Source organism: Comamonas kerstersii, from assembly GCF_008801935.1.
Classification (GTDB): Bacteria; Pseudomonadota; Gammaproteobacteria; order Burkholderiales; family Burkholderiaceae_C; genus Comamonas; species Comamonas kerstersii.
Genome location: NZ_VZOT01000008.1, coordinates 66,973 through 92,208 on the forward strand (window position 1 = coordinate 66,973; position 25,236 = coordinate 92,208).

General features: G+C 59.7%; 16 protein-coding genes. 10 read left to right on the forward strand and 6 right to left on the reverse strand.

Going from position 1 to position 25,236, the window contains the following annotated elements:
• Nucleotides 1–32: 32 nt before the first annotated feature.
• The 5 genes from F7P80_RS11905 to rssA all read left to right on the forward strand — a co-directional run bounded on the left by F7P80_RS11905 (nucleotide 33) and on the right by rssA (nucleotide 11,131).
• Nucleotides 33–3,182: a bifunctional diguanylate cyclase/phosphodiesterase gene (locus F7P80_RS11905; protein WP_170265378.1), complete on the forward strand. Its 3,150-nt coding sequence runs from the start codon at nucleotides 33–35 to the stop codon at nucleotides 3,180–3,182.
• Between the two features lie 148 nt (nucleotides 3,183–3,330).
• Complete coding sequence (gene smc / locus F7P80_RS11910; protein WP_151044961.1) at nucleotides 3,331–6,861, forward strand: chromosome segregation protein SMC; 3,531 nt, start codon at nucleotides 3,331–3,333, stop codon at nucleotides 6,859–6,861.
• Between the two features lie 27 nt (nucleotides 6,862–6,888).
• Entirely contained in the window at nucleotides 6,889–8,064 is a 1,176-nt protein-coding gene (locus F7P80_RS11915; RefSeq protein ID WP_151044963.1) for a cell division protein FtsZ, read from the forward strand.
• A 19-nt stretch (nucleotides 8,065–8,083) separates the two neighbouring features.
• Entirely contained in the window at nucleotides 8,084–10,186 is a 2,103-nt protein-coding gene (gene ligA / locus F7P80_RS11920; RefSeq protein WP_151044965.1) for an NAD-dependent DNA ligase LigA, read from the forward strand.
• Entirely contained in the window at nucleotides 10,187–11,131 is a 945-nt protein-coding gene (gene rssA / locus F7P80_RS11925; protein ID WP_151044967.1) for a patatin-like phospholipase RssA, read from the forward strand.
• Between the two features lie 88 nt (nucleotides 11,132–11,219).
• On the opposite strand, the gene F7P80_RS11930 is transcribed toward rssA, so the two are convergent.
• Nucleotides 11,220–11,414 (reverse strand): hypothetical protein, encoded by a 195-nt coding sequence (locus F7P80_RS11930; RefSeq protein WP_249041455.1) that lies wholly within the window; start codon nucleotides 11,412–11,414, stop codon nucleotides 11,220–11,222.
• 251 nt (nucleotides 11,415–11,665) lie between these two features.
• Between F7P80_RS11930 and F7P80_RS11935 the strand changes: the two genes are divergently transcribed.
• Nucleotides 11,666–14,143 (forward strand): YgiQ family radical SAM protein, encoded by a 2,478-nt coding sequence (locus F7P80_RS11935; protein WP_151044971.1) that lies wholly within the window; start codon nucleotides 11,666–11,668, stop codon nucleotides 14,141–14,143.
• An 18-nt stretch (nucleotides 14,144–14,161) separates the two neighbouring features.
• Here the strand turns inward: F7P80_RS11935 and F7P80_RS11940 are convergent, their stop codons facing one another.
• The 5 genes from F7P80_RS11940 to F7P80_RS11960 all read right to left on the reverse strand — a co-directional run bounded on the left by F7P80_RS11940 (nucleotide 14,162) and on the right by F7P80_RS11960 (nucleotide 21,330).
• Complete coding sequence (locus F7P80_RS11940) at nucleotides 14,162–16,582, reverse strand: putative bifunctional diguanylate cyclase/phosphodiesterase (protein ID WP_151044973.1); 2,421 nt, start codon at nucleotides 16,580–16,582, stop codon at nucleotides 14,162–14,164.
• Nucleotides 16,583–16,978: 396 nt separating this feature from the next.
• On the reverse strand, nucleotides 16,979–17,893 hold the full coding sequence (locus F7P80_RS11945; protein WP_151044975.1) for a CoA transferase: 915 nt from the start codon (nucleotides 17,891–17,893) through the stop codon (nucleotides 16,979–16,981).
• Between the two features lie 132 nt (nucleotides 17,894–18,025).
• Entirely contained in the window at nucleotides 18,026–18,658 is a 633-nt protein-coding gene (gene upp / locus F7P80_RS11950; RefSeq protein ID WP_054067099.1) for a uracil phosphoribosyltransferase, read from the reverse strand.
• 223 nt (nucleotides 18,659–18,881) lie between these two features.
• Nucleotides 18,882–19,748: an enoyl-CoA hydratase-related protein gene (locus F7P80_RS11955; RefSeq protein ID WP_151044977.1), complete on the reverse strand. Its 867-nt coding sequence runs from the start codon at nucleotides 19,746–19,748 to the stop codon at nucleotides 18,882–18,884.
• Nucleotides 19,749–19,818: 70 nt separating this feature from the next.
• Nucleotides 19,819–21,330 (reverse strand): helicase HerA-like domain-containing protein, encoded by a 1,512-nt coding sequence (locus F7P80_RS11960; protein WP_151044979.1) that lies wholly within the window; start codon nucleotides 21,328–21,330, stop codon nucleotides 19,819–19,821.
• An 81-nt stretch (nucleotides 21,331–21,411) separates the two neighbouring features.
• Between F7P80_RS11960 and F7P80_RS11965 the strand changes: the two genes are divergently transcribed.
• From F7P80_RS11965 to rsfS, 4 genes are all read left to right on the forward strand, one after another.
• Nucleotides 21,412–22,131 (forward strand): YebC/PmpR family DNA-binding transcriptional regulator, encoded by a 720-nt coding sequence (locus F7P80_RS11965; protein ID WP_054067109.1) that lies wholly within the window; start codon nucleotides 21,412–21,414, stop codon nucleotides 22,129–22,131.
• On the forward strand, nucleotides 22,128–23,414 hold the full coding sequence (gene purD, locus F7P80_RS11970; protein ID WP_054067110.1) for a phosphoribosylamine--glycine ligase: 1,287 nt from the start codon (nucleotides 22,128–22,130) through the stop codon (nucleotides 23,412–23,414). The genes F7P80_RS11965 and purD overlap by 4 nt, the downstream gene beginning before the upstream one ends.
• A 10-nt stretch (nucleotides 23,415–23,424) precedes the next feature.
• The gene (gene hemF / locus F7P80_RS11975; RefSeq protein WP_240183940.1) at nucleotides 23,425–24,366 is read left to right on the forward strand and encodes an oxygen-dependent coproporphyrinogen oxidase; all 942 of its coding nucleotides are present in this window, start codon (nucleotides 23,425–23,427) and stop codon (nucleotides 24,364–24,366) included.
• A 196-nt stretch (nucleotides 24,367–24,562) separates the two neighbouring features.
• On the forward strand, nucleotides 24,563–25,231 hold the full coding sequence (gene rsfS, locus F7P80_RS11980) for a ribosome silencing factor (RefSeq protein ID WP_054067111.1): 669 nt from the start codon (nucleotides 24,563–24,565) through the stop codon (nucleotides 25,229–25,231).
• Nucleotides 25,232–25,236 lie beyond the last annotated feature (5 nt).

Below are 25,236 nucleotides of genomic sequence, written 5' to 3' on the forward strand. Positions count from 1 at the left end.
GGGCCCCTGCTTCTGTTGTCTTCTGTGCAGGAGTGCTGGCCTCTGCCGGGGTAGTCAATGCATTGCTGGACCGTCAGGATAAGGAGGAGCAAAGCCGCGTCGATCATGAAATTGAGCTGTTTGCAGCTTCTTTGCAGCTGCGCATGACCACCTATGCAGATTTGCTGCGTGGCATGCAGCCGATCTTTGAGATGTCATCGACACACAGATCGCGCCGTGACTTCCTGCAAAAGACGGTGGTGAAGCAACTGCCCTATCGCTACCCGGGCATCGTGTCTCTGTCCGTGTCTTTGCGCATGTTGCCCGATGAATATCTGGAGTATCGCGACAGTCTTGTGGCAGAGCTGGGCGAAGCGGAGCGTGTTTCCATCGAGCAAATGCCCGCCTGGGATCCACAGCGCAAGACCTATAACGTGGTAGATCAGATCTGGCCGGAGCAGGCTGCTTCCAGACTGGTGGGGTCGGATGCCATCGCACATCCTGCGGCTGAGCTGTACGCCTATAAAAATGCGCCGCGCACAACACCACGCATGTCCGAGCCGCTGCAGTTGCGGCAACTCCCGCACGGCGTGGTGGGAGTGCTGATCTCCGTGCCATTTCAGCGCCTGGAAGAAGCTGTGCCAAGACTGGTTGGTACGGTCAATATGGGGGTGCGCCTGGACGCGCTGATTGAAGACCTGCAGGAGCAGGGCTTGCTGCGTAATACGGCCATCAGCCTGTCGGACGTGGGCAGCGTATTGCCCGGCAATATGGTTCAGTACGACGAGCAGCCCCTTTATGTTTCACAGGAATGGAATGCCATGGCGCCTGGCACACAGGGCGTCAGGTCATTCGATATCCTGGGGCGCAGCTGGCGTCTGGACTATGCGAGCCACCCACAGGTCCTGTCGAGCGCTGAACGCCTGTACCCCTGGGCCATAGGCGCTCTGGGCCTTCTCACAACGCTGCTGCTTGCCAGCATGCTTGCCCTGGCGGCACGCCAGCGTGAGCGTGCGCTGCTCAAAGTGCAGGCCAAGAACAACTTGCTGCGTTATCGCACGGGTCGATTCAATGCGCTGTTCCATCAGCACGCGATCGGGGTGGCAGAAGTCAATGCCCAGACCGGGCAGTTTCTGCATGTGAACGCACGTTTTTGTGAGATTGCCGGGGAGTTGTCCAGCAGACTGACCCTGAAGGGCCTGCTGGGTATGCTGCAGCCGCAGGACAGGGAGAGCTGCGAGCAGGCACTGGCACAGCTGCGCCATGGCCAGCAGGGGCACCACAGTCAGGTTTTTCAGGTGCTGCGTGCGGATGGCAGCACCGTATGGGCTGAAATGTGGCTGGCTCCCTTGCGCGAGCATGGGCGTGAACTGCCGGGCAGCCATATTGTGCTGTTGCAGGATGTCAGTCAGCGCTATCACATGCAGCAGCAGCTACAGGCGCGTGAAGCCTATTCCAGCGAAATGCTGCGTTACATGCCGGTGGGCTTTGTCGTGGTGGGTGTGGTGGGCAATATTGAGTTCATCAATCACCAGTTTGAGTCCATGACCGGCTGGCAGCAGTCAGACATCCCTGATGAGTCCGCCATGTGGCGCAAGCTCTGTGTAGATACGCTGGAGCATGCCAGACTGCTGCAGCGCCTGGCCTCTGTACGCAGCAACGTTGCGGGCAACAGCATGAACATGCTGGCTGCCGAATACCTGCTGCGTGCCAAGGATGGACGAGAGCTGCCCGTGGAAGTGTCGGGGCGCTTTCTCGATGGCCGTGTGCTGCTGAGTTTTGTGGACGTCAGCCAGCGCAAGGCGGCAGAAGCCCAGATCCGCTGGCTGGGCGACTACGACACACTGACGCAGTTGCCCAACCGCCGTCTGCTGCTCGACCGCCTGCATGAGGCACTGGTGCGCAGCAAGAAGGGTGGGGGAAGCAAAGGGGCCTTGCTGCTGCTCGATATTGATAACTTCAAGGCGCTCAATGAGACTCTGGGTCATGAGCATGGCGATGCCCTGCTGCGGCTGGTGGCTACTCGCCTGAGTGGCTGCATTGCAGGCCGGCACACCCTGGCCCGTCAGGGCGGGGACGAATTTGCCGTGGTTCTGGAAGATCTGCCCGTGGATCCTCTGGAGGCCGGGCGCAGCACCGAGCAGGTGGGCTGCACCATCCTGGCGGCACTGCGCACACCGTTTTATCTGAATGAGCAGGATTTCCATGTCACCGTCAGCATGGGGGCGGTGGTCTTCAGCGGACAGAATGACTCGGTGGAAGAACTGCTGAAACGCGCAGAACTGGCGCTGTATCAGGCCAAGAGCGCCGGGCGCGACAGCCTGCAGTTCTTTGACCCCAGCATGCAGCAGGCCGTCAGTGCGCGGGTGGAGATGGAAAAAGATATCCGCCTGGCTCTGGAGCGGCATGAGTTTGATCTGTTCTATCAGCCACAGGTGTGCAACGGGCAGGTGATGGGCGCGGAGGCACTGCTGCGTTGGCAGCATCCCAGCAAGGGGCTGATATCTCCAGCAGTGTTTGTGCCTGCGGCCGAAGATTCAGGCTTGATACTGCCGCTGGGTGAGTGGGCGCTGTATGCAGCCTGCCGCCAGCTGGCGCGCTGGGCACGGGATCCTGCGCTGTCGCAGATGAGTATGTCGGTCAATGTCAGCCCCCGTCAGTTCTACCAACCCGACTTTGTCGCCCAGGTGCAGCAGGCGCTGGAGGTCACGGGTGCGCGAGCTGAGCGGCTGGAGCTGGAACTCACAGAGGGCATGCTGCTGGAGGATGTGGAAGACACTATCCGCAAGATGGTGCAGCTCAAGGCACTGGGTGTCAGCTTCTCTCTGGACGACTTTGGTACGGGCTACTCCTCGCTGAGCTATCTCAAGCGCCTGCCGCTGGACAAGCTCAAGATCGACCAAGGCTTTGTGCGCGAGGTGGTCACCAGCAGTAACGATGCGGCCATTGCACGGTCCATCATTGCACTGGGTCACAGTCTGGGTCTGCAGGTCATCGCTGAAGGTGTGGAAACCGAAGCGCAGCGCGCATTTCTGGAAGAAAACGGCTGTAACTTCTGGCAGGGCTACCTGTTCAGTCGCCCGCAGCCCGCGGCTGACTTTGAGGCATGGGCACGCAGCTATAACGCCGAGACCACAAACCTGCAGGCCACACACTTTGCCCCTGAAGTGCAGCCTGCGTCAGCAGTGAAAGGTTACTCCTAAAAACAGAGCTGCTGACGTTGGTTTTATCAGCGATAAACAGGGTTTTGTTACAAAGTTTAAGATTCGGTGCTACAGGCATCTGTAACAGGGCGCGGTATTATCACGACTCATACGTTTTGCTTTTGCTTGCTTCCGAGTCTGAATCTCCGTGCGTCTTAATTCCATCAAGCTGTCTGGCTTCAAATCTTTTGCCGAACCTACCAACTTCATGCTGCCTGGGCAGCTGATTGGTGTTGTAGGTCCCAATGGATGCGGCAAGTCCAACATCATGGACGCGGTGCGCTGGGTGCTGGGCGAAAGCAAGGCCTCGGAGCTGCGTGGCGAGAGCATGCAGGACGTGATCTTCAACGGCACCACGCACCGCAAACCCGCCAGCCGCTCCAGTGTGGAACTGGTGTTTGACAATAGCGACCACCGCGCGGGTGGCCAGTGGGGCCAGTTCACGGAAATCGCCGTCAAGCGCGTGCTCACGCGCGATGGCAACAGCTCCTACTTCATCAACAACCAGCCTGTGCGCCGTCGTGACGTGCAGGATGTGTTCCTGGGCACCGGCCTGGGCCCGCGTGCCTACGCCATCATCGGTCAGGGCACGATCAGCCGCATCATCGAGTCACGCCCGGAAGAGCTGCGTCTATTCCTCGAAGAGGCCGCCGGGGTGTCCAAGTACAAGGAACGCCGCCGCGAAACCGAAAACCGTCTGTCTGATACGCGTGAGAACCTCACACGTGTGGAAGACATTCTGCGTGAACTCAACGCCAACCTCGACAAGCTGGAAAAGCAGGCCGAGGTTGCTGCCAGATACAACGAGCTGCAGGCCAGTGTCACCCTCAAGCAGCACCAGCTGTGGTTTCTGAAGAAGCAGGATGCCGAAGGCGATCTGACCAAAATCCGCCAGGAAGGTCTGCAGGCCGTCAACGAGCTGGAAGCCCGCATGGCGGAAATCCGCCACATTGAGGCCGATCTGGAAGCCGTGCGCCAGGCCCACTACGAAGCGGGTGACAAGGTCAATCAGGCGCAGGGCCGTCTGTACGAAGCCACGGCCGAAGTCGGCAAGCTCGAAGCCGAAATCCGCTATGTGGTCGAAGGCCGCCAGCGCGTAGAGCAGCGCCTGCAGCAGCTGGCCGAGCAGATCGCCCAGTGGGCACAGCGCAAGGAAGATGCCGAGGTGGAGCTGGAGCATCTGGCTGAAAACGGCATGGATGCCGAAGAACAGGCAGAAATGCTGGCTGCCCAGCTGGAAGAACAAAGCATGCGCCTGCCTGATCTGGAAGACGCCTTGCGTGCCGCCCAGAACAAGGCCAATGAGCAGCGCCAGCAGGTGGTGCAGGTGCAGCAGCAGATTCAGGTGCTGGCTGCAGAGCAGCGCAGCATCAACGAGCAGACGCGCCAGCACGAAAGTCGGCTGGAGCGCCTGCGCAATGACCGCAATGCACTGGCCACGCCCGATGAGGCACGCCTGCAGCAGGTCTCTGCCCAGTACGAAGATGCGGCCGAAATGGCCGAAATGGCCGAGGCGGCCCTCATGGAACTGCAGGACAGCGTGCCGCAGCTCGACGATGAGCGCCGCCAGCGCCAGCAGGCCCTGAACCAGGAAACTGCACGTCAGGCGGAACTGGCTGCGCGCATGGAAGCGCTCAAGGCACTGCAGGAAAAGGTCAAGACCGACGGCAAGCTGCAGCCCTGGCTGGCCAAGCATGGGCTCGATGGCCTGCAGGGCCTGTGGACACGCATTGCTGTAGAGCCCGGCTGGGAAAATGCACTGGAAGCAGCGCTGCGCGAGCGCATGGGGGCGCTGGAAATCAGCCGCCTGGACATGGTGCGTGGCTTTCTGGGTACAGGTGCAAAAGACGCGCCTCCCGCACGGCTGGCGTTCTATTCCAAGCCTGAGGGCAGCGTGAGCCTGAGCCTGAGCAGCAATGGCCTGCCCTTGATGGCAGAGCTGCTGCGTGTGGGGGATGCAGGCCTCAAAGCACTGCTGACCGAATGGCTGGCTGGCTGCTACACCGCACAGTCGCTGGATGAAGCGCTGAGCCATCGCGCTCAGCTCAAGGCTGGCGAAACGATTTATGTGCCCACGGGCCATGCGGTCACGGCCCACAGCGTGAGCTTTTTCGCTCAGGATTCTGAGCAATCTGGTCTGCTGGCACGCGCTCAGGAAATTGAGCACCTGGAAAAAGAACTGCGTGCGCAGGCGTTGATCAGCGAAGAAGCTCGTACAGCGCTGGTGCGTGCCGAGGCGGCTTATGCCGATGCCTCACAGCGCCTGGTGAGCGCACGCCGCGAAGCCAGCGAGGCCAAGCAATCGGCGCATGAGCTGCAGGTGGAAATGCTGCGCCTGACCCAGCAGGCTGAACAGGCGCGTGCACGCACCGCCCAGATTGAGGCCGATGTGGCTGAAGTACAGGCGGCACTGGATGATCTGCAGGAGCGGGCCATCGCCGCAGAGGCGCGCTTTGAAGAGCTGGACATGCAGCTGGCCGACAGCCAGGAACTGCATGCCCAGCTGGACGAAAAAGTCATTGAAGCCGAGCGCAAGCTGTCAGAAAGCCGTGAGCAGCTGCGTGCGCTGGAGCGCAAGGCGCAGGAAGCGACCTTCAGCCAGCGCAGCATGCAGGCACGACAGGCCGAGCTGCAGCGCACGCTGGAGACCGCAGAGCAGCAAACCAAGGCGCTGCTGGAAGAGCGTGAGCGTGCCTATGCCGAGCAAAGCCGCCTCAACGATGCCGCCGCGCAGGGTGGCCTGCAGGATGCACTGGCACTGAAGATGGAGCGCGAGCAGGCGGTGGCCGCTGCGCGCAGCGAATACGAAGACCTGACCAACAAGCTGCGCGCCAGTGATGAGCGTCGCACGCAGATTGAGCGGGCACTGGAGCCCATGCGTGCGCGCATTACCGAGTTCCAGCTCAAGGAGCAGGCTGCAGCGCTGGGCAGTGCCCAGTATGAGCAGCAGTTGGCAGAAGCTGGCGCTGATCTGGCAGCCGTGGCGCAGTCCATTCTGGAAGGCAACGTCAAGCTCCACGGTCTGCAAAGCGAGATTGACCGTCTGCACCGCGAGATTGCCGCGCTGGGCGCGGTGAACCTGGCGGCGCTGGAAGAGTTGCAGCTGGCGCGTGAGCGCAAGGTGTTTCTGGATGCGCAGGTGGCTGACCTGACCGAGGCCATGACCACGCTGGAAAACGCCATCAAGAAGATTGACAACGAAACGCGCGACCTCCTGTCTGCCACCTTCAACACCGTCAATACGCATTTTGGCCGCATGTTCCCCGAACTCTTCGGGGGCGGGCAGGCCAAGCTCATCATGACGGGCGATGAAATTCTGGATGCAGGGGTGCAGGTGATGGCACAGCCCCCGGGCAAGAAGAACCAGACCATTCACCTGCTGTCAGGCGGCGAAAAAGCACTGACAGCGATTGCGCTGGTGTTTGCCATCTTCCAGCTCAACCCCGCGCCTTTCTGTCTGCTGGACGAGGTGGACGCACCGCTGGACGATGCCAATACCGAGCGCTACGCCAAACTGGTGGCCAGCATGAGCCGGGGAACCCAGTTCCTGTTCATCAGTCACAACAAGATTGCCATGGAAATGGCGCAACAATTGATTGGCGTCACGATGCAGGAGCAGGGTGTTTCGCGCATTGTGGCTGTGGATATGGAATCGGCCCTATCCATGGCACACGCTTGATTACGAATAACGGGATACAGCAACTCCATGAGTACCCTTCAAATCAGTCTGGCCGTGGTGGGAGTCATCCTGCTGGGGCTGATCGTGGCCTACAACGCCTGGAACTATCGACGTCATGCGCCCAAGCGTCCCCGCCCTGTGGATGGCGACAAGGCGCAACTGGAACCGTCGGCACGCTTTGAACCTGCACTCGATGGTCTGGACATCACCAGCATGCCGCAGCCTGCACCTGCTGCCGTGGATGAACCACTCATGGATGCCGTGCCTGCGCAGGATGTTGCTCAGACGCCAGAGGCCGTGGCTGCTGCCGAATCGGCAGATACCACAGCAAGCACTGAACCTGTTCAGGCTGTGCGTGCGGCGCAGCCCTCGGCAGAGCGCAAGCTGGCACTGGATGCTCTGATTGATGCGATTGCGCCCATTCGTGTGGACCACCCCGTGACGGGCGAGGCCGCCTTGCTGGTGCAGCCCACCACACGCCGTGCAGGTAGCAAGCCTTTCCGAATTGAAGGCCTGAACGAAGCCACGCAGGAATGGGAAGCCGTGCGTGCAGGCCAGCGCTATACGGCCTTCCAGGCCGGTGTGCAGCTGGCCAATCGCCTGGGTGCGCTCAATGAGATCGAATTCTCGGAATTTGTGGCCAAGGTGCAGAACTTTGCCGATGCGCTCAACGCCATTGTCGAGCTGCCCGACATGCTGCAGGAAGTGGGCCGCGCGCGTGAACTGGACCAGTTCGCCAGCGAGCACGATGCGCAGCTGAGCTTTGTGCTGCGCCCACGCCGCGCAGCCTGGAGCCCCGGCTATATCGAACAGCACGCAGCCAGCCTGGGCTTTGTGACATCGTCCATGCCCGGCCGTCTGCTGCTGCCTTCGGCTTGCGGCGTGCAGCCACCGCTGCTGACGCTGGCTTATGACGCGCAGGCGGCGCAGTCAGACAATCTGGACCAGACCGCCGTGCATGAGGTCTGGCTGAGTCTGGACGTGCCCCAGGTGCCCCGCAGCGAAGAGCCTTTTGCACAGCTGCGCCGTGTGCTGCAGGCACTGTGCGAAAACATGGAAGGCTTTATCTGCGACCAGAACGGCTACCAGCTGTTGCCTCAGGTGTTTGACCCCATCGCTGCCGATCTGCAAAAGCTGTACGACCGTCTGGACCAGCGCGAGCTGTCCGCAGGCTCCATGCTGGCGCGTCGCTTGTTCAATTAAGTGAGCAGCCAACGCAAGCATGAGCGAGACTTTAGATCTGTTTGGCAGTGAAATGCCCGAAAAACCTGCGCCAGCAGCTCCTAAAACAGTAGTTGCCAAAGTGCAGGCATTGCGTGCGCAGCTGCAGCAATGGGCGCATGAATACTATGTGCTCGATGCGCCTACGGTGCCAGATGGTGAGTACGACCGTGTCTTCCAGCAATTGCAGGCACTCGAAGGTGCCTACCCAGAGCTGGTCACACCCGACTCTCCCACCCAGCGCGTGATTGGCGCCGTGCTCGATGGCCTGACGCCGGTGCGCCATGTGGTGCCCATGCTGTCGATTCGCACCGAGACGGACAATGAAGCCAGCGGTGCCGAGGCCTTTGATGCGCGCGTGCGTCGCGAGCTGGAGCTGGACGACAGCGCCGCGCCTGTGGAATATGTGGCTGAGCCCAAGTTTGATGGTCTGGCCATGAGCCTGCGCTACGAGCACGGTAAGCTGGTACATGCCGTCACGCGCGGCGATGGCGAAGTGGGTGAGGACGTGACCCACAACATCCGCACCATCCGTCAGATACCTCTGAGCCTGCCAGCAGATGCGCCCCCGGTGCTGGAAGTGCGCGGTGAGGTCTATATGCGCCGCGCGGACTTTGCCCAGCTCAATGAGCGGCAGGAAGCCGCAGGCGGCAAGCTGTTTGCCAATCCGCGCAATGCGGCTGCGGGCTCGGTGCGCCAGCTGGACTCCAATATCGCCATGCAGCGGCCCCTGTCTTTCTTTGCCTACGGTGTGGGTGAAGTCACGCCGGTGGAGCAGGGCGGCCCCGACTTTGTGACGCACTACGGCATGCTCATGCAGCTCAAGGCCTGGGGCTTTCCCGTGGCGCCGCAGGTGCGCATTGCGCATGGTGCTGCCGAGCTGGTGCAGTTCCATGAATTCATGGGGCAGGAGCGTCCGCAGCTGCCTTATGAAATGGACGGGGTGGTCTACAAGGTCAACAGCCTGGCGCTGCAACGCCAGCTGGGCTTTGTGACGCGTGAACCCCGCTGGGCCGTGGCCCACAAATATCCAGCGGAAGAAATGCCTACCGTGATGGAAGGCATTGATGTGCAAGTGGGCCGCACTGGCAAGCTCACCCCCGTGGCACGCCTGGCGCCTGTGAGTGTCGGCGGTGTGACGGTGACGAACGCCACGCTGCACAACCTGTTTGAAATCCGCAAAAAGGGCGTGCGCGTAGGGGACACCGTGGTCGTGCGCCGTGCGGGTGATGTGATTCCGGAAGCGGTGCGCCGTGTGCCCGGTGAGCGCGCTGCCTATGTGCCCAACTTCCGCATGCCTGCCACTTGCCCGATCTGTGGCTCCGAGGTGGTGCGTGAAAAGGGCGAAGCCAATCACCGTTGCACAGGGGGGCTGTTCTGCGCGGCACAGCGCAAGGAAGCCTTGCTGCACTTCGCAGCACGTCGCGCCATGGACATTGAAGGTCTGGGCGACAAGCTGGTGGACCAGCTGGTGGATGGCAATGTGGTGCGCAGCCTGCCAGACCTGTACCGCCTGCGGCTGGACGATCTGGCATCGCTGGATCGTATGGCAGAAAAGTCCGCCCAGAACGTGCTCGATGCCCTGGAAAAGTCCAAATCCACAACGCTCAACCGCTTCCTGTTTGGCCTGGGCATTCGCCATGTGGGAGAGGCCACAGCCAAGGATCTGGCGCGCCACTTTGGCACGCTGGATGCCATCATGGCGGCCAGCGTGGAGCAGCTGCTGGAAGTGCGCGATGTAGGCCCCGTAGTGGCCGAGAGCATTCATACCTTTTTCGCCCAGCCTCATAACCGTGAGGTGGTGCAGCAGCTGCGTGCGTGCGGCGTGCACTGGGAGGAAGGCGCTCCTGCGGAAAAAGCGCCGCAGATTCTGGCGGGCAAGACCGTGGTGCTGACCGGCACGCTGCCCACCATGGGGCGTGATGAGGCCAAGGAGCTGCTGGAAGCGGCGGGTGCCAAGGTCAGCGGCTCTGTCAGCAAAAAGACCAGCTATGTGGTCGCAGGTGCAGAGGCAGGCAGCAAGCTGACCAAGGCGCAGGAGCTGGGCGTTCCCGTGCTGGATGAGGCTGGGATGCTGGCACTGCTTCGCGGCGAGGACGTGTAAATGGCACTGGCCCCACGCATTCCCAAAATTGGTCTTGCGCTGGGCAGTGGCTCTGCCCGTGGCTGGGCGCATCTGGGCGTCATCCAGGCCTTGCAGGATGCGGGAATCAAGCCCGATGTGGTCTGCGGTGCGTCCATTGGTGCGCTGGTTGCCGCCGTCCATGCGGCCGGCGAGCATGAACGCTTTGCCGACTGGGTGCGCAGCCTGAGCATGCGCGATGTCTGGGGCTTCATGGACTTCAATCTCTCAGGCGGCATGCTCAAGGGCGAGAAACTCATCAACTTCTGGCGCCGCAATTTTGCGGACTTTGTCATTGAAGATTCGCCCACTCCCTTTGCGGCCGTCGCGACAAACCTGCACTCTGGTGCAGAAGTCTGGTTGCGTCATGGCTCGATAGCAGACGCTGTGCGGGCCTCGATTGCCTTGCCAGGCCTGTTTACGCCCGTGGTGCATGAAGGCCGTTTGCTGGTGGATGGAGGGCTGGTCAACCCTGTGCCTGCCTCGCTGGCACGTGCGCTGGGCGCTGACATTGTGATTGCCGTGGACCTGAATGCAGACCTGATGCAGCACGCCATGCGTCGAAACAGCATGGCAGTCCTGGAGGCGGAGCCACAGGAAGCTGCGGCAACGGCGGAAGTGAACTGGATGGGCCGCCTGCAGCAAAGCCTGCCCTGGCGCAAAAGCGATGCCCAGGAGGAAGACCGCATGCCCATGCCCTCTTTGCTGGATGTGGCCATGACCAGCATCAACATCATGCAGATGCGTATTACGCGCAGCCGTATGGCGGGAGATCCGCCGGAGCTGGTCATCGCCCCGCGACTGGCGCATCTGGGGCTGCTGGATTTTCACCGGGGGGAAGAGGCCATGGCCGCAGGCTATGCAGCGGCGCAGGCGGCACTCCCCGGGTTGGCGGACTTTGGCTGGAAGGCGCAGCTTTCTAATTAATTGATAGCTGCTAGCGCCCGTGAATAAAGGATTTCAGATGCAAAAGTATCTGAAGTCTTTATCTTGCAAGCGATAGCAGCTATGTTTTTTATCTGTGCCTGCGCACCGCACCTGCGCGTCCAGCCTTGCTCCAGTCATAGACATGGCCATCAGGCGTGTGGCCGTTCTCCACGGCAGCGACGCCCAGGCCGCCAACCATCTCGCGCATTTCTGAAGAAATGCAGACATGGGCATTGCGTGGATCAGCGCGCAGCTGCTGGCAATCGGCCAAGGCCTGGGACATGGCATGGTCCTCATAGGCGCGGCACTGGGGTTGCCATGAAGGGGTCTGGTCTTCTGGCGCGGTGTTGTGAAGGTGAAAAACCACGATGCTCATGGAAGCAGGCAATAGCAGAGGGAAAACTTCTGTTGTAACGCATGTGGATGGGCCGGGCGTGACACAGCATCGATACACCTACAGCCCCCAATGTTTGAGGCGCAAAAGTAAACTGGCGGGTTGATTTTTCACTGCTGTCTCAGCACAAGCATCTTCCGATGAACGCACCCATTGATGTTTCCTTCTTTCCGCGCAACGCCAAGCCTTTGACGAGCTACCGCCCGTACTGGGCCAAGCGCTTTGGTACGGCGCCATTTTTGCCGATGAGCCGTGCGGAGATGGACCAGCTCGGTTGGGACAGCTGTGACGTGATTCTGGTCACGGGCGATGCCTATGTGGACCACCCCAGCTTTGGCATGGCAGTGATTGGCCGCGTGCTGGAGGCCCAAGGCTTTCGCGTGGGCATCATCGCCCAGCCTGACTGGCAGAGTGCCGAGGCCTTCAAGGTACTGGGCAAACCCAATCTGTTCTGGGGCGTGACGGCGGGCAATATGGACTCCATGATCAACCGCTATACGGCCGATCGCAAAATCCGCTCCGACGATGCTTACACCCCTGGCGATGTGGGCGGCAAGCGCCCCGACCGCGCCGCCATTGTCTACAGCCAGCGCTGCCGCGAGGCCTACAACGATGTGCCGATCGTGCTGGGCGGCATCGAAGGTTCGCTGCGCCGTATTGCGCACTACGACTACTGGAGCGACAAGGTGCGTCGCTCCATCGTGGTGGACAGCAAGTGCGACATCCTGCTCTACGGCAACGCAGAGCGTGCACTGGTTGAAGTGGCACACCGCATTGCGCGCCGTGAGCCAGTGGAGAGCATCACCGATGTGCGCGGTACCGCCTTTGTGCGCCGCAAGTCGGAAGAGGGCTGGTACGAGGTGGACTCCAGCGAAGTCGATGAACCCGGCCCTATCGATGCGCTCATCAATCCCTATCTGACCACCAACGAGCAGGCCGCAGCCCAGGGACAGTCCTGTTCCAAGGAAGACGGTGCCCAAGCTGCGACACCCGGCACCGCCTGCGGTACAGCCCCCAATGTGCCAGCTATGCCTGCCGTGCAGGCCGTGCAGTTCGATGCGCTGGCCAATCGTGGCAAGAGCGGCCGCAAGCTGCCTCCCCGCGAAAAGACGGTGCTGCGCCTGCCCAGCTATGAGCAGGTCAAGAGCGACCCCATTCTGTATGCCCACGCCAACCGTGTGCTGCACCTGGAAACCAACCCCGGCAATGCCCGTGCGCTGGTGCAGGCGCATGGCGAGGGCACGGCTGCGCGTGATGTGTGGCTGAACCCGCCTCCCATTCCGCTGACTACGGCTGAGATGGACGATGTGTTTGGCCTGCCTTACGCGCGCGGCCCGCACCCCAGCTACGCGGATGAAAACGGCAGCCACGAAGGCGAGACCAAGATTCCTGCATGGGAGATGATTCGCACCTCGGTGAACATCATGCGTGGCTGCTTTGGTGGCTGCACCTTCTGCTCCATCACCGAGCACGAAGGCCGCATCATCCAGAGCCGCTCGGAAGACTCCATCATTCAGGAGATCGAGGACATTCGCGACAAGGTCAAGGGCTTTACCGGCACGATTTCGGACCTGGGTGGCCCTACGGCCAATATGTATCGCCTGGGCTGCTCCAGCCCTGAGATTGAAAAGCACTGCCGCAAGCCCAGCTGTGTGTTCCCCGGCATCTGCCAGAACCTGCATACCGACCATGGCCCGCTGATCAATATTTACCGCCGTGCGCGCAAGTTGCCCGGCATCAAGAAAATTCTGATTGGCTCCGGTCTGCGCTACGACCTGGCCGTGAAGTCGCCCGAGTACGTGAAGGAGCTGGTGCAGCACCACGTGGGTGGCTATCTGAAGATTGCGCCTGAGCACACCGAGCAGGGACCGTTGTCCAAGATGATGAAGCCTGGCATCGGCAGCTATGACAAGTTCAAACAGATGTTTGAAAAGTACAGCGAAGAGGCCGGCAAGAAGCAGTTCCTGATTCCATACTTCATCGCAGCCCACCCCGGCACCAGTGATGAGGACATGATGAACTTGGCCATCTGGCTCAAGAAGAACGGCTTCCGCGCAGACCAGGTGCAGACCTTCTACCCCAGCCCCATGGCCACAGCGACGGCCATGTACCACTCAGGCCGCAACACCTTGACCAAGGTGCGCCGTGAGATGCGTGATGAGGATGAAGAACGCGTGGACATCGTGCGTGGTGAAAAGCGCCGCCGTCTGCACAAGGCCTTCCTGCGTTACCACGACCCCAACAACTGGCCGCTGCTGCGTGAAGCGCTCAAGGCCATGGGCCGTGCGGATCTGATTGGCAATAGCAAGAACCACCTGATCCCCACCTTCCAGCCGCTCACCGATGGCAGCTACCAGAACGCGCGCAAGAAAAACAGCACGCCAGCCAAGTCAGGCAAGGTCGGGCTGGGCTACACCACCAACAAGGATGGCAAGGTTGTGGCGCTGCGCCCCCGCAAGGTCGATGAGATCGCTGCGCGTGAGCCCAAGGAAGATGTGCGCTTTGCACGCAACCAGCCCAAGGCTGGCCAGATGCTGACCCAGCACACGGGCTTGCCTCCACGTGCAGGCGTGAATGCACGCAGCAAGCCTTTTGGCAAAGCCAAGCCCAAGCGCTGAAGCGGGCAACTTGCTGAGTTACTGATCCACCGCGCTGTCTGTCTGGACGCGCGGTGGTTTTCTGAAGTAAGCCGCATCAAAAGGCACGGGGCGTGCAATGTGGTAGCCCTGTGCATAGTCCACGCCCATATCCTGCAGTGCCTTGAATGTGGCGTCATCGGTCACAAACTCGGCAATCGTCTTCTTGCCCATGACATGGCCGATATGGTTGATGGCGTCGACCATGGCGCGGTTGCATGGGTTTTGCAGCATGTCCTTGACAAAGCTGCCATCGATCTTGAGGTAGTCCACAGGCAGTTGCTGCAGGTATTTGAAGCTGGCCATGCCGGAGCCGAAATCATCCAGTGAAAAGCGGCAGCCGAGCTTGCGCAGCTCTTCAATCATGGCAATGGCAAGGTCCATGCTGGCAATGGCCGTGGTCTCCGTGATTTCAAAACACAGCTTGGCGGCAGCAATGCCATGCTCCTGAATGTTCTGGCGGATAAATTCCAGCAGTTCGCTATCACCCAGGCCTGAACCTGACAGGTTGATGGAACAGGTGCAGATATCTGCACCTTCCGCCAGGCGCTGCTTGAGCAGTATGAGCGAGTTGCGGACCACCCAGCGATCGATCTGTGGCATGAGATCGTAGCGCTCGGCAATCGGGATGAACTCGTTCGGAAGAATGAGCTTGTCCGGGCCATCTTGCAGGCGCAGCAGTATTTCAAAGTGTGCACCATGCATGCCGGTAACCGATGGCTGCAGAGGGTAGACGGTCTGTGCCATGAGCGTGAACTTGTCATGCTCAAGGCTGAAGCGCAGCCGCTGTACCCATTCCATGTCCCCCTGGTAACGCTGGAACACACGGTTGAATGGGTTGTAGACAGAGATGCGATTGCGTCCGCTTTCTTTGGCATGCTTGCAGGCACTCTCGGCCATGCGCAGCAGGGTTTGTGCATCCGTAGGGCGCTGTGGATGGATGTGGACCACACCAATGCTGACACTTGTGTGCAGATTGTGCTGGCGCCACTGTACGTGCAGGTTGTGAATGAGCATGCGCAGCCGCTCTGCCGTCTGCATGGCTGGATGGGGCTGGCAGTGGTTGAGCATCACTGCAAATTCGTCACCACCAATGCGGGCCAGTACATCGCTTTCACGCACGGCAATGCGCAGCTGCTGACAGACTTCGCGCAGGATTTCATCGCCAGCGGCATGCCCGTAGCTGGCATTGATGATCTTGAAGTGGTCCAGATTAAGGTGCAGCAGCGTGCAATGGTGCTTGCCCAGCGTTTGCTGCAGGTATTTTTCAAAGGCTGCGCGATTGTCCAGACCCGTCAGCATGTCGTGGCTCTGCTGCCAGGCCAGCATCTGCATGTATGCCTGTTCCTGTGAGACATCGTGCAGCACCATGACCGTGCCGGTGCGTTGCTGCGCATCTTCTACAGAGGTGGTGGATATGCGTACGGCGACCTTGTCGCGGTTCTCTCGCTCGATCCAGTGAATCTGGTCTTCTTCAGCCTTGGAGCGGCCCTGTACAGGTGAGGCTTGCTCATGCTGCGCAATGAGGCTGGGGGCAAAGGGGATGATTTCAGCCACAGGATGCCCCAGAAGATGCCCAACAGGTGTGTCCAGCAGACGGGAAGCTGCGGGGTTGGCATAACGGATGCGCTGCTTGGCATCCAAGGTGAGTACACCGTCAGCCAGCGCCGCCAGCGTAATGCTGCTGCGTTGCCGTTCGGCCTCCAGCGTGCTGTGAGCCTTGCGGCTTTCATTGATGGCACGCTGCACGGATAGCAGGTACAGCAGGCTAAGCACCAAGGCAGTTGCCAGATTGATCAGCAGCAAGCGATGGCTGAGCCCCCGGAAGAGATCGCCAAGTACAGCACTGAACTGCTTGGCCAGTGGAATGACGGTGCTGTGAATCTGGGAAATTTGCTGCAGCCAGGCGTTGACGGTCTGAGCGTTGGCGACAGTTTTGCCGCTTTGCAGGCGCTGGTGTATGGCTTCACCAAGCTGAGCGAGTTCATTGGCATAGGCATCACCTTGTTGCCAGAGCGTGCGCGCGGGAAGCAGAGCAGGCAGATCCCAGACCAAGGGGAGGGCGTAGAGAACGGTCTGTACATCGTCAGGATGGTTTTCGCCCTTCAGCAATCCTTCACGGATGCTGGATATGTCGTGTGCACCATCATCGAGTGCCTGGCGAGCAGTACTGACGCCAAGAGGTATGGCAATCGCGTTCCTGAAATCTATGAATTCCTGCGGGGCTGCGGTAGTGGCATAGCGCTGCAGATGCATGACGGCAGCATGCATGCCCTTGGCCCAGAGACTCTCGCCACTGACCACAATGCGCACGGCAGAAAGCAGCACTATGCTGGCAATGGCTACCATCAGCTGGATCGCCACCGCGCTGATAAACAGCCAGCGCCGCCATTTGTATGTCTTGTTTTGCGAGTTGGTCAAAACCGTGCTCCCCAGATCAGGGATATGAGGTCTTTGTGTACCCCCTGCAGACGGAGGTTGACAGGCGCCTGATGGTCTGCCTGAAAGTGAGTCAGTTGCGGTGTTGTTGCACTTTGCTGTGTATGTGAGTGTGTGTCAGGACCGCTTGCCTGTACGTTAGATATAAAAGTGCAAACCATTGCCAGGCCTCTCAGGGACAGCACCTGGGTTCACTAATTGCACCCTTGAAGCGTTATTGCGAAGCGACGTTGACTGCCTGCAGCTTTCGCCTGCGGATGGCAGTCTCGGCACCAACGCATTGCTGCAGTCTGACAGGTGGTGTTAGCGGCACTCATTCATGGACAACCCACCATTCACGAAAAGTATGTGGCTTTTGTCCATGTGCTGTTTTCGTAATTATTTGTATCTGCGGGGAATGACATGTAGGGGGATATCGCATTGTGCTGCCATCGATGCTATGGATTCGCAGTTTTGTGCCTGCATGAAAGAGGCAATGGTTGTGTGCATCTCTGGTGCTCGCATGCTGGCTGTACTGCCAGATATGTCTGGCATGCCCAATAGTTTGCACAGCCGCTGCGCGAAATGCGGCTCCAGTGCTGCCAATGCCACCCAGCCATCCTGACAGGCATAGATGCGATAACCGGCATGGGCTCCACCGACATCGCCGTCCGATGTACTCATGCCCCATTGGCAAGGCAGTGACAGCCATTGCGCAGCCTGAGCCAAGCCAGTATCCAGGCAATGTCCGTGTCCGCTTTGTGCGCGCAGCATCAAGCTCCGTAACACTGCTTCACTGGCCATCACTGCACCCGCCATGTCAGCAAACAGACTGGCAGGCATATGACCGTCACGCACAAGACCTGCCTGCGCCTGGTAGGTCAGGTCATGACCAGCGTGTTGAATTTCATCAGGGGCAGTGCTGCCAAAGATGCGCACCATGTTCAGGCGTGGATACTGGCTGTGAAGCTGTGGCCAATCCATTCCCAGTTTGGCGAGGGCACTGGGGCGAAAAGAGGTCAGCAGCACGTCGGTCTGTGCCAGCTGCTCATGAAGCAAAGCTTGCCCAGCCTCGGTTTTGAGGTTGGCCTGCACGATGGTGATGCCATCGTGCAGCTGTGCGTAGGCTGCTGGGCTGTAGATGTGCATGGGGTCTGCACTGGTGTATCCCTCAGGTGCCACGGGCTCCAGCTTGGTGCATTGCGCTCCCATGCCATGACAGCGCAAGAGTGCAGCAGGGCCTGGCAGATTCAAGGCGAGGCTGAGCACGCGAATGCCTTGCAGGGGAAGGATGGTGGGGCTGGTGACTTGCATGCATGCTTTGTAGAGTCTGCGCCTGTCTGTGTCTGCCGCCTAGGTGTCACAGCATTGCGCATTTCGCTGATGGTGATGAAGTCATAAAAAAGGCTTCCCGAAGGAAGCCTTGTTCAGCATGCAGCGTGTGCCTTACTTGGTGCCGAAGATACGGTCACCAGCGTCACCCAGACCAGGCAGGATGTAACCGTGGCTGTCCAGCTCGCGGTCAATAGCGGCTGTGTAGATGTCCACATCAGGGTGGGCCGCCTGCATGGTCTTGATGCCTTCAGGAGCAGCCAGCAGGCACATGAACTTGATCGTCTTGGGCTGGCTCTTGTCCTTGAGCTGCTGCACGGCGGCGGCTGCGGAGTTGCCGGTTGCCAGCATGGGGTCCACCACGATCACGTCACGTTCGCCCATGTTTTCGGGCATCTTGTAGTAGTACTCGACGGGCTTGAGGGTCTCAGGGTCACGGAACAGGCCGATGTGGCCGATACGCGCGCCGGGCACCACGTTGAGCATGCCGTCCAGGAAACCATTGCCAGCGCGCAGGATGGAAACCAGTGCCAGCTTCTTGCCGTCGATGACCTTGCCGGTCATCTTTTCCATAGGCGTCTCAATTTCGATGTCCTGCAGCGGAAAGTCGCGGGTCAGTTCGTAAGCCATCAGTGTCGACAGCTCGCCCAGCATGCGGCGGAAGCTGTTGGTGCTGGCTTCCTTACGACGCATCAGGGTGAGTTTGTGCTGAACGAGTGGGTGGTCGATGAGGTGGACGGTGCTCATAGTCGGGTGTCTGTATAAAGAAAAATCGCAGCTGGCACAGGGTGCTTGGAGGGTGTAGCTGTACTTTCTTCCCCAAGCACGTGGTGTGCCACTGCATATTACGATGTGCTTGCATTGTGCTGATTTCTGCCCGGCTATGTGGAAGGTCCTTATCTTTTCTGCATGTGAAAGGGTGTTTCTTTGCGCTGGTGCACATTCCACGGGCATTTCGCGCTAGTAAAAATTACGACTGCATCTGTCCGAATGCACGTTGTGGCATCAGTGGCGGGAATGTGCTGCTGCGTTTTTGCTGTGTGGCCTGCACGGATTCCATGACATGGCGGTTGCTCCAGATGCCTGCCTGCAGCCAGCCCATCTGGCGCAGGCTGTCCTGCACGCTGTGGTCAAGCGCAAAGTCCAGGGCCTGTTTGCTGCCCCAGATGGCAATCGGCGGCTTTGCGGCAATTTCTTGCGCAGTCTGCATGGCCGCTGCCAGCATGGCTTCCTGCGTATCAAACACGGCATTCACAAAGCCGTGCTGCAGCGCCGCCTGTGCTGGCCAGCGACGGCCTGTGTAGGCCAGCTCCTTGACCAGGCCCATGGGCAGCAGTTTGGGCAGGCGCTGCAAGCTGCCCAGGTCCGCCACCATGCCGATATTGATTTCCTGCACACAAAAGAAGGCATCCTGCGTGGCATAGCGAATGCAGGCGCAGCAGACCATGTCCAGCGCACCGCCGACACAGCCGCCCTGAATCGCCATGATCACTGGAATGCGCAATTGCTCGATACGCGTGAAAACCTGCTGCATGTCCCACAGAAACTCAGACAGGGCCGCTCGACCTTCCGGTGACTGGTCCTGTGGCGCAAAGTCTGGGTTGGCAAAGGTCTCCAGTGCCATGCCAGCGCTGAAATGCCTGCCTGTGCTGCTCAATACCAACGCACGCACATCCCCATGGGTGGAGATGTGGGTGAGGGCTGCATCCAGATCCCGCCAGAAGACAGGAGACATGGTGTTAAGTGTGTCTGGCCGAGAAAGCTGCAGGTGGGCTACATGCGCTTGTATCTGCAACTGCATGAGGGAAAGCGGAGGGAGGGATGTGGAACTGGTCATGGCGGGCCACTCTAGCCAGTGGCTTCGCCCGCCAGAAGTCGCATATTCCCTGATAGGGCCATGCTTGCGACTATTTTTTGCTGCCCGTCAAACTGCCCAGTACGCCACGCAGAATCTGGCGTCCCAGCTGGTTGACCATATTGCGTGCGGCGGACTTGGCCACGCTTTGTACCAGACCATCCTTTTTTCCACCACGTGGCCCTGTGGAGCCGAACAGAAACTCGTTCAGACCTCCCATCAGCCCATTGTCAGCCTGGGTGGCTGCTGCCTTGTCGGTGATGCCTCCAGTAGCTGTGGGCGCCTGTGCAGCGCGAGCCAGCAGCACTTCATAGGCAGATTCACGGTCCACGGTTTTCTCATAGATGCCAGCCACCAGCGAGCTGGCCAGCAAACGCTGACGCTGGGTGTCTTCAATTGGATCAATGTGACTGCCAGGGGGGACGACATAGACACGCTGTGTGATGCCGGGGCGCCCTTTTTCATCAAGGAAGCTGATCAAGGCCTCACCCACGGCCAGCTCGGTAATGGCAGCTTCTATATCGACGTCAGGGTTGGGGCGCATGGTCTGTGCGGTCGCCTTGACGGCCTTCTGGTCCCGGGGTGTGAAGGCACGCAAGGCATGCTGCACGCGGTTACCCAGCTGGGCGAGCACACTGTCCGGAATATCCATGGGGTTTTGCGTGACAAAGTAGACCCCCACGCCCTTGGAGCGCACCAGCCGCACCACCAGTTCAATGCGCTCGATCAGCGCCTTGGGTGCGTCATTGAAGAGCAGGTGTGCTTCGTCAAAGAAAAAGGTGAGTTTGGGTTTTTCGGGGTCTCCAATTTCTGGCAGTTGCTCGAAAAGCTCCGAGAGCATCCACAGCAGGAACGTGGAGTACAGGCGTGGCGACTGCATGAGCTTGTCGGCGGCCAGGATGTTGACGATGCCCCGACCTTGGGCGTCGGTCTGCATCAGGTCATCGATGTTGAGCATGGGCTCGCCAAAGAACTGGTCACCCCCCTGCGATTCAATCTGTAGCAGGCCGCGCTGGATGGCTCCCACACTGGCTGCGGAGATGTTGCCGTATTCCGTCGTGAACTGTTTGGCGTTGTCTCCCACGTGCTGCAGCATGGCGCGCAGGTCCTTGAGGTCCAGCAAGAGCAAGCCGTTGTCGTCCGCGATTTTGAAAACGATGTTCAGCACACCCATCTGGGTGTCGTTCAAGCCCAGCATGCGCCCCAGCAGCAGCGGCCCCATGTCGGAAATCGTGGCTCGAACGGGGTGGCCCTGCTGGCCAAAAACATCCCACAGCGTAGTCGGGCATGCGACGGGGGCTGGCTGGGCAATGCCACGCTCCTGCAAGGAAGCTGCCAGCTTGCTGCCGATATTGCCGCTTTGGCTGATGCCGGTGAGGTCGCCCTTGATGTCGGCCAAAAAGACCGGAACGCCTGCCAAGGAGAAGCTTTCTGCGATTTTTTGCAGGGTCACGGTCTTGCCAGTGCCAGTGGCGCCGGTGATCAGCCCATGGCGGTTGGCCATGCTAGGTAAGATGGAGCAGACTATGTCGCCGCGCTGGGCAATAGGCAATGCTGAGGCCATGTTCGGGTTTCCTCTGTCAAGTGGCGCTGTCAAAAGTAGAATCCGTGCCTAGTAGATTAAATCAAGACCAAAGGATTTCCCGTGGCAGGACATAGCAAATGGGCCAACATCCAGCACCGCAAGGGTCGTCAGGATGAAAAGCGTGGCCGTATCTGGACCCGTATCATTCGTGAAATCATGGTGGCTGCACGCCAGGGCGGCGGCGACCTGAATGCCAATCCCCGTCTGCGCTTGGCAGTTGACAAGGCCAAGGCAGCCAACATGCCCGCCGACAACATCAAGCGCAATATCGACAAGGCGACTGGCAATCTGGAAGGCGTCACTTACGAAGAAATCCGCTACGAGGGCTACGGCATCGGTGGTGCCGCCATCATTGTCGACACCATGACCGACAACCGTGTGCGTACCGTGGCAGAAGTGCGTCATGCCTTCAACAAGCACGGTGGCAATATGGGCACCGAAGGCTCGGTGGCTTTCCAGTTCAAGCACTGTGGTCAGATCATCTTTGCCCCTGGCACCGATGAAGACAAGGTGATGGAAGTGGCTCTGGAAGCCGGTGCTGAGGACGTGATCACAGGTGATGACGGCTCCATTGAAGTGCTGACTGCTCCCAATGAGTTTGAAACCGTCAAAAATGCACTGGAAGCTGCTGGCCTGCAGGCTGAAGTGGCAGAAGTGACCATGCGCCCGGAAAACACCATCGAACTGACTGGTGAAGACGCTGAACGCATGCAGAAGCTGCTGGACGTACTCGAAGATCTGGACGACGTTCAAGACGTCTATCACAACGCTGACTTATGAAAATTCTTGTGATTGGCGGCGGTGGCCGCGAGCACGCACTGGCGTGGAAACTGTCGCAATCGCCCAAGGCAACCAAGGTGTTTGTGGCACCCGGCAATGCGGGCACGGCACTGGCTGGCGGCAAGCTGCAGAACGTAGACATCACGGATGTGGTGGCGCTGCGTGAATGGGCACAGGCGGAAGGCATTGCGCTGACCGTGGTCGGCCCTGAGGCACCTCTGGCTGCTGGTGTGGTGGATGAATTCCGCAACCATGGTCTGAAGATCTTTGGCCCGACCAAGGCTGCAGCGCAGCTGGAGTCTTCCAAGGCTTTCTCCAAGGCCTTCATGCGCCGCCATGGCATTCCTACGGCGGACTATGACACCTTCACTGACCCTGTTGCAGCCCACGCTTTCGTGGACCGTCTGGGTGCTCCTATCGTGATCAAGGCCGATGGCCTGGCCGCAGGCAAGGGTGTGGTTGTTGCCATGACCCTGCAGGAAGCACACGATGCCGTGGACTTCATGCTGGTGGACAACAAGTACGGTGTGCAGCACAACGAAGGTGGCGCACGCGTGGTGATTGAAGAATTCCTCGCAGGCGAGGAAGCCTCTTTCATCGTGCTGTCTGATGGCAAGAATGTGGTGGCCATGGCTACCAGCCAGGACCACAAGCGCCTCAAGGATGGCGACGAAGGTCCCAACACCGGTGGCATGGGTGCGTATTCGCCCGCCCCCGTGGTGACGGCAGACGTACACGCCCGCGCCATGCGCGAAATCATCCTGCCCACCATCCGTGGCATGGAAAAGGACGGCATTCCTTTCACGGGTTTCCTGTATGCCGGTCTGATGATTGATGCCAACGGTCAGCCCAAGACGCTGGAGTTCAACACCCGCATGGGCGATCCTGAAACCCAGCCCATCATGATGCGCCTCAAGAGCGACTTGGTGGATGTGATGCTGGCGGCTGTGGATGGCAAGCTCGATCAGGTAGAGCTGGAGTGGGACCGCCGCACTGCACTGGGCGTGGTCATGGCCGCTGCGGGCTACCCAGAAGCACCTCGCAAGGGTGATGTCATCACCGGCCTGCCTGCAGAAGCCGATGACGCCATGGTCTTCCATGCTGGTACGCAGCTCAATGACGCAGGCCAGCCTGTGACATCGGGTGGCCGTGTACTGTGTGTGACCGTACTGGCTGACAGTGTGCGTCAGGCTCAGCAGCGTGTGTATGACGTCACGCGTGGCATCCATTTCGATGGCATGCAGTTCCGCCGTGACATTGGCTATCGCGCCATCAAGAACTAAGGAGCAGGCCTTGCAAGAATTCACTGCTACCGTGCCGCAGGTGCGTGCGTATCTGCTGGATTTGCAGGCGCGCATCACCCAGGCGCTGGAGGATGTGGAGGCGCAAGCCGGTGAGGGCGCTGCCAAATTTCTGGCAGACCCCTGGCAAAAGGGCGCTCAAGAGCGTCTGCAGGGCGATGGCATCACCAAGATTCTGGAAAATGGACTGGTGTTCGAGCGCGCTGGCTGTGGGTTCTCCCACGTCAAGGGCGCGCAGCTGCCGCCCTCGGCCACGCAGCACCGGCCCGAGCTGGCTGGTGCACCGTTTGAGGCCATGGGTGTTTCGCTGGTGTTTCACCCGCGCAACCCCTATGTGCCCACGGTGCATATGAATGTGCGCATGATCGCAGCCGGCCATGAAGGTCAGCCCAAGACCTGCTGGTTTGGTGGCGGCATGGATTTGACGCCGGTCTACGGTTTTGAAGAAGATGCCGTGCACTTTCACCAGACCTGCAAGAGCGCCTTGGAGCCGTTTGGTGCGGACCTGTACCCGCGCTTTAAAAAGTGGTGCGACGAGTATTTCTACTTGAAGCACCGCAACGAGCAGCGCGGCATTGGCGGCATTTTCTTTGACGACTTCAGCGAACTGGGTCAGGAGCAGGGCTTTGCCATGCTGCGCTCGGTGGGCGATGCCTTCTTGAAGGCCTACCTGCCCATCGTGGAACGCCGTAAGGCCATGGCCTACGGTGAGCAGCAGGTGGACTTTCAGCGCTACCGCCGTGGTCGCTATGTAGAGTTCAACCTGGTCTGGGACCGTGGCACGCACTTTGGCCTGCAGTCGGGTGGGCGCACAGAGTCCATTTTGCTGTCCATGCCCTTGCATGCGAACTGGAGCTACCAGCGTCAGGACGCTGAAGGCACGCCAGAGGCTCGCCTGCTCAGTGAATTCTTGGTACGCCGCGATTGGCTTTGAGTCAGCGCACAGCGCTTGTGCTGCAGGAAAACTATAATTTCCGTAGCTGCCGGCCTCAGATTGCCTGTGGCCGGCATTTCTTTTTTTACAAACACAATAAAAGCCCTGTCTGCGCGGGGCGGCATATGAGGGGCGTTGTTGCTCGCACATGCACCGCGCTATATTTGACCGGAACTTTCCAACCAGACATCGCCTGATGAGCACTTCCACCCAATCGGATTCCGCAGCCAAAAAAGACGTGACCAAACTCCAGCGTGCCATCGTCGATGGCCTGGAAGACGTCAAGGCCCAAGACATTCAGGTGTTCAACACCGAACACCTCTCTCCACTGTTTGAGCGCGTCATCGTTGCAACAGGCTCTTCGAACCGCCAGACCAAGGCACTGGCTGTCAGTGTGCGTGATGCCGTCAAGAAGGCTGGCTTCAAAGTGCCCCGCAACGAAGGTGAAGAAAACGGTGAATGGATCATCGTGGACTGCGGCGCCTGCGTCGTCCACATCATGCAGCCTGTGATTCGCCAGTACTACCGCCTGGAAGAAATCTGGGGCGAAAAGCCTGTGCGCCTGAAGCTCGGCGGTGCCAAGCCCGCCAAGATTTTTGCTTCAGAAGATGCTTCTGAAGAAGGCAAGCCCGCCAAAAAGCCTGCAGCCAAGAAGGCTGTGGCTGCTGTAGATGGCAAAACCGTGGTGAAAAAGGCTGCTGCCAAGAAGTCTGCCGCCACCAAGACCGCAGCTGCCAAGCCTGCTGCAACAAAGACTGCCGCGAAAAAGCCTGCAGCCAAGAAGCCTGCTTCTGCGGTGAAGACTGTGGTGATCAAGCCCACCGCACCCCGCGGCGGTGCCAAGAAGGCTGCAGCCAAGAAGTAATCAAG

Excerpts from the sequence above, each read along its gene's own strand:
- F7P80_RS11955 (WP_151044977.1), bottom strand. The coding sequence starts at position 19,748 with ATGACCAGTTCCACATCCCTCCCTCCGCTTTCCCTCATGCAGTTGCAG.
- purD (WP_054067110.1), top strand. The coding sequence starts at position 22,128 with ATGAAAATTCTTGTGATTGGCGGCGGTGGCCGCGAGCACGCACTGGCG.
- upp (WP_054067099.1), bottom strand. The coding sequence starts at position 18,658 with ATGAGCACCGTCCACCTCATCGACCACCCACTCGTTCAGCACAAACTC.
- ligA (WP_151044965.1), top strand. The coding sequence starts at position 8,084 with ATGAGCGAGACTTTAGATCTGTTTGGCAGTGAAATGCCCGAAAAACCT.
- rsfS (WP_054067111.1), top strand. The coding sequence starts at position 24,563 with ATGAGCACTTCCACCCAATCGGATTCCGCAGCCAAAAAAGACGTGACC.
- F7P80_RS11960 (WP_151044979.1), bottom strand. The coding sequence starts at position 21,330 with ATGGCCTCAGCATTGCCTATTGCCCAGCGCGGCGACATAGTCTGCTCC.
- F7P80_RS11945 (WP_151044975.1), bottom strand. The coding sequence starts at position 17,893 with ATGCAAGTCACCAGCCCCACCATCCTTCCCCTGCAAGGCATTCGCGTG.
- F7P80_RS11935 (WP_151044971.1), top strand. The coding sequence starts at position 11,666 with ATGAACGCACCCATTGATGTTTCCTTCTTTCCGCGCAACGCCAAGCCT.
- F7P80_RS11915 (WP_151044963.1), top strand. The coding sequence starts at position 6,889 with ATGAGTACCCTTCAAATCAGTCTGGCCGTGGTGGGAGTCATCCTGCTG.
- F7P80_RS11930 (WP_249041455.1), bottom strand. The coding sequence starts at position 11,414 with ATGTCCCAGGCCTTGGCCGATTGCCAGCAGCTGCGCGCTGATCCACGC.
- rssA (WP_151044967.1), top strand. The coding sequence starts at position 10,187 with ATGGCACTGGCCCCACGCATTCCCAAAATTGGTCTTGCGCTGGGCAGT.